This is a genomic window from Streptomyces sp. AcH 505 (assembly GCF_000818175.1).
GTDB lineage: Bacteria > Actinomycetota > Actinomycetes > Streptomycetales > Streptomycetaceae > Streptomyces.
Genome location: NZ_JTIY01000002.1, coordinates 1380724 through 1386723, shown reverse-complemented (window position 1 = coordinate 1386723; position 6000 = coordinate 1380724). Strand labels below are relative to the sequence as shown.

5 protein-coding genes and 1 pseudogene are annotated in these 6000 nt (G+C 67.3%); 4 read left to right on the top strand and 2 right to left on the bottom strand.

Annotation, left to right across the window (positions count from 1 at the left end):
* Nucleotides 1–231: 231 nt before the first annotated feature.
* On the top strand, nt 232–552 hold the full coding sequence (locus HY68_RS36155) for a hypothetical protein (protein WP_042000100.1): 321 nt from the start codon (nt 232–234) through the stop codon (nt 550–552).
* 782 nt (nt 553–1334) lie between these two features.
* Here HY68_RS36155 and HY68_RS36150 read toward each other — a convergent pair.
* A complete protein-coding gene (locus HY68_RS36150) occupies nt 1335–1805 on the bottom strand; it encodes a cupin domain-containing protein (protein ID WP_042000098.1) in 471 nt (156 codons plus the stop codon).
* A gap of 549 nt (nt 1806–2354) precedes the next feature.
* Here HY68_RS36150 and HY68_RS36145 point away from each other — a divergent pair.
* Nucleotides 2355–3312: pseudogene (locus tag HY68_RS36145) on the top strand (Ku protein).
* A gap of 30 nt (nt 3313–3342) precedes the next feature.
* On the opposite strand, the gene HY68_RS36140 reads toward HY68_RS36145, so the two are convergent.
* Nucleotides 3343–3699, bottom strand: a complete 357-nt coding sequence (locus HY68_RS36140) for a hypothetical protein (RefSeq protein ID WP_042000095.1) — start codon at nt 3697–3699, stop codon at nt 3343–3345.
* A 371-nt stretch (nt 3700–4070) separates the two neighbouring features.
* Here HY68_RS36140 and HY68_RS36135 point away from each other — a divergent pair, with 371 nt between their 5' ends.
* The gene (locus HY68_RS36135; RefSeq protein ID WP_042000092.1) at nt 4071–4934 is read left to right on the top strand and encodes an IS5 family transposase; all 864 of its coding nucleotides are present in this window, start codon (nt 4071–4073) and stop codon (nt 4932–4934) included.
* Entirely contained in the window at nt 4931–5329 is a 399-nt protein-coding gene (locus HY68_RS36130) for a hypothetical protein (RefSeq protein WP_042000088.1), read from the top strand. Before HY68_RS36135 ends, HY68_RS36130 begins: the two co-directional genes overlap by 4 nt.
* Nucleotides 5330–6000: the final 671 nt, after the last annotated feature.

Sequence of the window (6000 nt, the reverse complement as noted above, 5' to 3'; positions counted from 1 at the left end):
TACCGCCCCAACCAAATGAGATGGCTTCTAAGGCCACCGCCGCTACCACGGCTGTCCAGCCTGCAGACGCAAAGTCGCGGCAGGTCCGACGTCGGCCACGGGCCACGGTCCGTGAGAGCCAAGTAGGCCCGGTCGCACTCCACCGGTTACTGGCTGTGTCTCTCGCCGAGCAGCTCCGCCACGCGTCCAGCTTCGGGCCACTGCGCTGCTGGGGCCACGTACGGTTCACACATGATCAGTGACGATGCCGTGCCGCTCGGATGGGAGCTCATCGGCTGGGACCGCGACGAACATGCCGCCCATGTCAGCGCCCTCACCCGTGAGGAAATCCTCCGCCTTCGTGACCTCTTCCCTAGCCGTGAGGACGAGCTGCTGGCGACCGCCGTGTACGAGGTGTCACCAGACCTGCACGACGCAATGAGAAAGGCCATCCCTCACCTGGAATTCAGGGAAGGGCTGGACTACCAAATCGGTGGATTCCGCCTGCCAAGCCCCTCGCGAAAGCCCGAGGCTAGCAGAACCCGAACTGACCTGCGAAAACATGGCAGTTAGTTCGGTTAATACACGGTCCTGGCAGAAGCCCGACGGCATCTCGGGGAGACCCTGCGTGGCCGCGCATACCCGCCCGGCCTGGACGACGCCATCGCGGACCGTGCCCTCGCCCGGTACGGGTGCCAGCTCACTATGCCCAACCGGGTCGCCGGACGTCGAGCCCGCAGATCCGCTACCCCGCCGACTTCGCCCGGCCTGGCCCGGTGGTGGTCGGCAGTAACGGGAAGCCGCCGCAGGCACCGACCGCATTCGAGCGGGCCCGGGTCGCCGCGCCCGTCCAGGACGCCATCCACACAGCCCCACCACGTCGGCGGTGCCGCCGTCGACGGTCCCCGACCACGAGTCCGACCGCGGCCCCGACACAGCCGTCACCACCCAGTCCACGAGTCCGACCACGGCCACGGCCAGGGCCAGGGCCAAGAAGTGGATGCTGGGACATGAGCTCGCCGCGCAGAGCAGCGTGGACCAAGCCTCGAACGGGGGCATGGAGCGGGGCGGGGGGAGGGCACGACGACGGACCCAGCGACGTGGATGCGTTCACCGAAGAGCCTTGCCCGGCCGGCCGCTTTCGCGAAGGAAGCCGCCGCGCGATAGCCACACGCGGGGCAGAGGACCGCGCCTTCCGTACCGACAGACTCGCCGCGGCAGCCCGGCCCCGGTCAAGGACCTGCGCCGGGAGTGCATAGGTAACGACAAATGGGCACGTGCACCCGAAGCACTGATGTCGGCGCTTTCGCCCCTCACAGCGCGGCGGCTGCGTCAGGCCCAAGACGTGAATGGGGCTACTGTGACGGGGCGGATCGCCAGTGAGGGATGTCGTCGAGGTGGACGTCGTAGCGGTCCTGCTCGGGCAGCAGCGACGCGAAGTCCGCTTCGCCGCGGCTGATGGCGCCCAGCTGCTCGAAGTAGCGGAACCGCTCGACACCGGGACTGAGTAGGACGACCACGTCGGCGTTCGCGCTCTCCCCCGCGCCGAAGGCGTGCGCCAGGCCCGGGGGTATGACGACGAATCCGCCCCGGCCCACCGTGGTCAACGTGCGACCGAGACGGAAGACCATCGTGCCGTCCAGCACATAGAACGCCTCGTGAGAGAGCGTGTGGTGGTGTGGGGGCGCCCCGTCCGCGCCAACTTCGAGCGTGAGCCGGCTGGCACTGACGGCGCCACCGTCGGCGAGCAGCTCGAACGCGCCGTCTGCCAGAGGCACCCCGCCCGCCTCCCCGGCGTGCACCACCAGCGCATTAGCGGTCTCCATGGTGATTCCTCCGATCGGATACATCACCCGCGAAGTCCGGGGCGGAACTACCGTCCCGGTGCGCACCAATCCGCAGAGTATTCAGCGTCCGCTCAGCGGATCCGCAGCCCGTCCATTTTATACGTCAAGCATCCGCATATGCGGCTTAATGGCAGGTCTCTCGGCGCTCGCGGAGCGAGTGCCGGGCGACAGCTGCCAGTCGCGGCGAGCGACGGATCGTCGGTGCGCATCGACGATCCGTCGCGCACCGCGCAGGTGTGCGGGCCGAAGGTGAGCCTTCCGATGCGACGCCCTGACCTGCGATGTCCCATGCGCCGCGCAGTGAGCGGTGCTGCGGTGCGCGCGCCCCCACATCGGGTGCGCGCACCGCGTCCTCGTAGGCGCGTGTTGCTGCGCAGCGGGGAGTTCCAGGATTTACCGGGAGGGCCTGGGGGTTCCGCCACGGGGCACCTTCTGCCGGAGAGGTCACCGTGGTGGCGTCTCTTACCGTGCCGGGCCGGCGGTGGCGCCATAGCCTGAACGTCTCGGGGTCTGACGTGGAGGTCCCGTATGCCCCGCCCCATCTGGTCCGGTGTGATCTCGTTCGGTCTGGTGACGATCGCGGTGAAGGTGGTCGCGGCCACCGAGAATCACAGCATCAGCTTTCATCAGTACCGTGGAGGACATGGGCCGGGTCCGTTACCGCAAGGTCTGCGAGGTCGACGGCGAGGAGTTGCGGGAGGACCAGATCAGCCGCGGGTTCGAGACCAGCCGTAACGGGCCGTTGATCGAGGTGACGGACGCGGATCTGGAGGGGATGCCGCTGCCGACGGCGAAGGCGATCGAGATCGTCGCGTTCGTGCCGCGGGAGTCGGTCGATCCGATCCGCATCAGCGACTCGTACTACCTGCAGACCGGCGGGACCACGGCCGCCAAACCGTACGTGCTGCTGCGGCGGGCGTTGGAGCGCAGTGAGAAGGTGGCGATCGCGAAGTTCGCCTGGCACGGCCGCGAGCGGCTTGGGCTGCTCAGCCTCAAGGATGACGTGCTGGTCCTGCACGCGATGAAGTGGCCGGACGAGATCCGCGACCCGTCGGAGCTGGCGCCCCGGCAGGTCGACCTGGACGACGGCGAGATTGAGCGGGCGATTCAGCTGATGGAGACCATGGCCGCCGACGGCATCTCGGAGTACCGCGACCACTACCGGGACGCGCTGGAGGAGCTGATCGAGGCGAAGAGCGAGGGCAAGAAACCCCCGCAGCCCCAGGAAGAGGACAAGCCGACAGGTCAGATCGTCGACCTCATGGCCGCCCTGGAGCAGTCCGTGCAGGCCGCCCGCGACTCCCGCGGCGACAACCCGGACGGGAAGCACGCGACCGTCCATGACATCGACACCCCGTCGAAGAAGAAGAGCGCGGCGAAGAAGCAGCCGCCCAAGAAGACCGCGTCGAAGAAGACGACGGCGAAGAAGACCACGGCCAAGCAGCCGGCGAAGAAGACGTCGGGCCGCAAGCCACGCTCCGCCTGACCCGGACAGTCTCGTAGAGGCAGGCGGGAGCTACGCCGCCGCGTCTACGGCCGCCGGCTCCTTGGTGACCTGCTTGAGCTCCATCCGCGCGGCGACAACGCCGCCTTCGAGCGTGGCCCAGTACGGGTGCGTTGTCACCGTCGCAGACAGCTCGATCAGCCGCTCCCGGAACCGGGCGTCCTGCGCCTTCTGTCCCTCCGAGTAGCCGGGGCTGTCGGGGAACTCAGCCCGATAGTGGTCGCTGTAGAGCATCTTGTCGCCCGACCAGCCGGGGGCGGGATCCACGCTCCAGGGCAGCTCGTCACAGAAGATGCTGTAGGCGGCCACGGTTTGGTGCAGCTCGCGCTGCGCGTTCAGGAGGTCTTGGGGGAAGTCGTTCGTCGCCACCCAGCAATGGTACGTCTGTTCGAATTGAATGGGTGGAGCGCCACGCCGTGAGCCGCATTCGTCTCTTGCCTGCGACGTTGCCCTGGCCCGGGAACTGCCGGGGTGATGAGCCGTGTTCCCGGAATTGATCGGGGCCTAGGCTTGGCGTGGCATATGCATTCTTGCCTGTGCCCGGCCCTCTGCCTGGATCGAGACGTATATGACGGACGGCCCTGCGGTCATCGGCGCGCACGGAGATCTTGACCGTGACAGCCTCGGGCCGCTGGAGGAAGCTCTGAGTGGGCGTTAAGTCCGATCTTCCTCGGTTCGTGATCGCTCGATCGTGGTACTGACCGCCGTATGAGCCGTCGGGTGGGCATGTCCATGTTGAGATGCGGGGTGTGAAGAGAGAGCTGTACCTCAGCGACTTATCGGACGAGCAGTGGGCGTTGATCGAGCCGATGATCACGGCCTGGAAGCAGGACCGGGTGGCGCGGTCAGCGACGGGCGACCCGGGCTCCTGCGACCTGAGGGAGGTCGTGAACGCGATCTTCTATCAGAACCGGACGGGCTGTCAGTGGCGCTGTCTGCCCCACGACTTGCCGGCCTGGTCGGCGGTGTTCTACTACTTCGGTCTGTGGCGCGAGGACGGGCTCGACCAGCGGATTCAGGAACTCCTGCGCTGCCAGGTGAGGGAGAGAGCCCGGCGATTAGAGGACCCGTCCCTCGTGATCATCGACACCCAGTCCGTCCGCGCGGCTGCCGGTGTCCCGAAGACCACGACGGGACTGGATGCCAACAAGAAGGTGTCGGGGCGCAAGCGGGGACTGGCCGTCGACGTGCTGGGGCTGATCATCGGCGTCGTCGTCCTGGCCGCATCCGCCCATGACAACGCCGCCGGCACCGCCCTGCTCGACCAGGCCGCCGAACGCTGCGGGATGCGGCTGGAGAAGGCCCTGGTGGACCAGGGCTTCAAGGACGAAGTCGTCATCCACGGCGCGTTGATGGACATCGACGTCGAGGTCGTCCGCCGCAACCCGGCCGACCAGGGCAAAGGCTTTGTCCCGCAGCCGAAGCGGTGGGTGGTGGAGCAGACGAACGGCACGCTGCTGCTGCACCGGCGTCTGGCCCGTGAGTACGACCACCGGCCCGACACCTCCGTCTCGCGCGTCTACTGGGCCTCCACCGCGAACATGACCCGCCGCCTCACCACACCGAGTCCCGCCTGGCGCGACACCCTCGGGCTGGCCGCGTGAACGTCACCGAACTCCTCGCCGGCCTCCAGGCCCAGCACGACGAAGTCACCGCCCGAGCCGCAGAACTACGCGGTCAGATCGAGCACTTGACCGCTGCCCTGGCCGAGACCCAGGCCCGACTCGCGGACCTGGACACCACCCGGAAGGTCATCGCGGAGGCCGCGCCGGCGGGAGCCGAACCCGACCCTCCCGAGACCAGCACCGCCTACCAGGCCATCGTGAACGCCTTCAACCAGCACCCCGGGCAGGTGTTCAGAGCCCGTGAGCTGCACGAACTCCTCGGCATGCCACCCGACGAAGCGACCGTCAACATCACCCGCAGCCGCCTCGGACGCCTCACCCGTCAAGGCTTCCTCACCCAACCCGGACGCGGCCGCTACCAGAAACGGACTTAACGTCCACTCAAGGCCCTCCAACGAAATGCCGCCGGAGCGTGCAGTCGCGATGCGAGTGCAACGGGGTGGCCAGTTGACGACGCAATTGGCCACCGATCTGTCGGGCCAGCGGAACGTCGAGGGTTCAGGCTGTAACGACGTCGAAGGCCCCCTCCCGTCTTTTGGCCCTGTTGGCGCTTGCCAGATGTGCCCACACGCCCTGGTGAAAGAGCGTGAAGGGCTTGAACCTGACCCCAAGCGGCCTGTCCGACCGTCTCCTCGGCCTAGTCCCGCCGCCACAACCGAAACTCCAGCAGGTCCGCCTCGCTCGCCGAGGCGAAATCGCGACCACGGGTTGAACAACATCAACGCGGTGTCCGCATAGGCCTTCATCGTCTTCGCATCACGGCCCGCGAGCCCCATCGCCCGGAACCAACTGGTCAGCGGTTCGACCGGGCGCATCGTGTTATCGAGCAGGATCGGGGTGCCCCGGGTCAGTCGATGCCGCTCGAGATCTCGCTCAGCGTACCCATCTTCCAGACCCGGCGCTGGTCCACGAAGAACAACCACACAAGACCCCCGAGAGCAGCCCCATCATCCGACATTCCGTTGAACGGACGAATGGTCGAAGAGGAAACTGCTGCGGCGAGGTTCGGGACACAGGCACCGGATCAGTCGAGTTGCCGGTCTGT